This window comes from Paraburkholderia sp. GAS348 (assembly GCF_050434205.1).
Lineage (GTDB): Bacteria > Pseudomonadota > Gammaproteobacteria > Burkholderiales > Burkholderiaceae > Paraburkholderia.
Map to the genome: position 1 here is coordinate 1 of NZ_JBNPVT010000077.1, position 1,083 is coordinate 1,083.

Sequence of the window (1,083 nt, forward strand, 5' to 3'; positions counted from 1 at the left end):
CGTCGGGTTTTTCTTTCCCGACCTCACGCGGGCACAGCCAACCTTTTCATCTATCTGCGCGACCCTCAAACCGGCGGTCAAGTCGAAAAACAAGACTGATTTGATGGTTGAGTTAATTACGGGTGGTTGCGTCGAATGCTGGACACTGGCCGATGAGCACGCGGGCAGATCACGCGGGTACGACCTCGTATTAATTGATGAAGCATCGCTGTGCGATAACCTCGAATCGGTCTATCAATTGTCCATCGCGCCCACGTTGTTGCAGAGTGGTGGGCCAACGATCTTGGCGGGCACGCCGTTAGGCACAGACGATAGTTCGTTTTTCTATCGGGCGTGCATGATCAAACAGCCGTCCGAGCAGTGGCCTACAGTATGGACTGAGTACCATCTACCGACCGCCGCGAATCCGTTGCTCAACCCGCAGGCCGTGGCCGCGCTGGAAAAGCAGTATCCGAAACTGGTTTGGCTTCAGGAATACCGCGCCGAGTTCGTTAGTTGGTCCGGGCAATCGCTGGTCAAGCTTGACGACTTGCTGGTTGATGGCAAGGGCGTCGAATTTCCGCAGCACTGTGAATGCGTGTTCTGTACGGTCGATTGCGCGGTGAAAGACGGACAGGAGCATGATGGCACAGCCGTAACGTTTTTCGCCGTCAACAAATACGGTAACGGCCCGCCAGTGACCATTCTCGATTGGTCAATTGAACAGATTAGCAGCGACTTACAGGTGACGTGGATGCCGTCTATCTTTAAGCGACTCGAAGACCTTAGCAAGCAGTGCAAAGCCCGTTATGGTTCGATTGGTTGTTATATCGAAGACAAGGCGTCAGGGACCATGCTGCTGCAACACGGCGAGCGTGCGGGCTGGCCCGTCGCACCCATCGACAGCGCGCTAACGGCGATTGGCAAATCGGGCCGTGCGTCGCTCGCATCGGGTCCGGTATTCCGCCAGCGCGTAAAGCTGAGTCAATACGCGTTCGACAAGGTAACGGACTACAAGGGCATTACCCGCAATCATTTGGTCTCACAGGTGACCGGTTTCAGCCTGGGCGACAAGCAGGCCTACAAGCGGGCCGATGACTTGGC

General features: G+C 55.9%; 1 protein-coding gene. It reads left to right on the top strand.

The genetic code is table 11. The features are described 5' to 3' along the window. The coding region (locus P3T22_RS33285; RefSeq protein ID WP_429327294.1) for a hypothetical protein at positions 1–1,083 on the top strand (1,083 nt) is incomplete at both ends.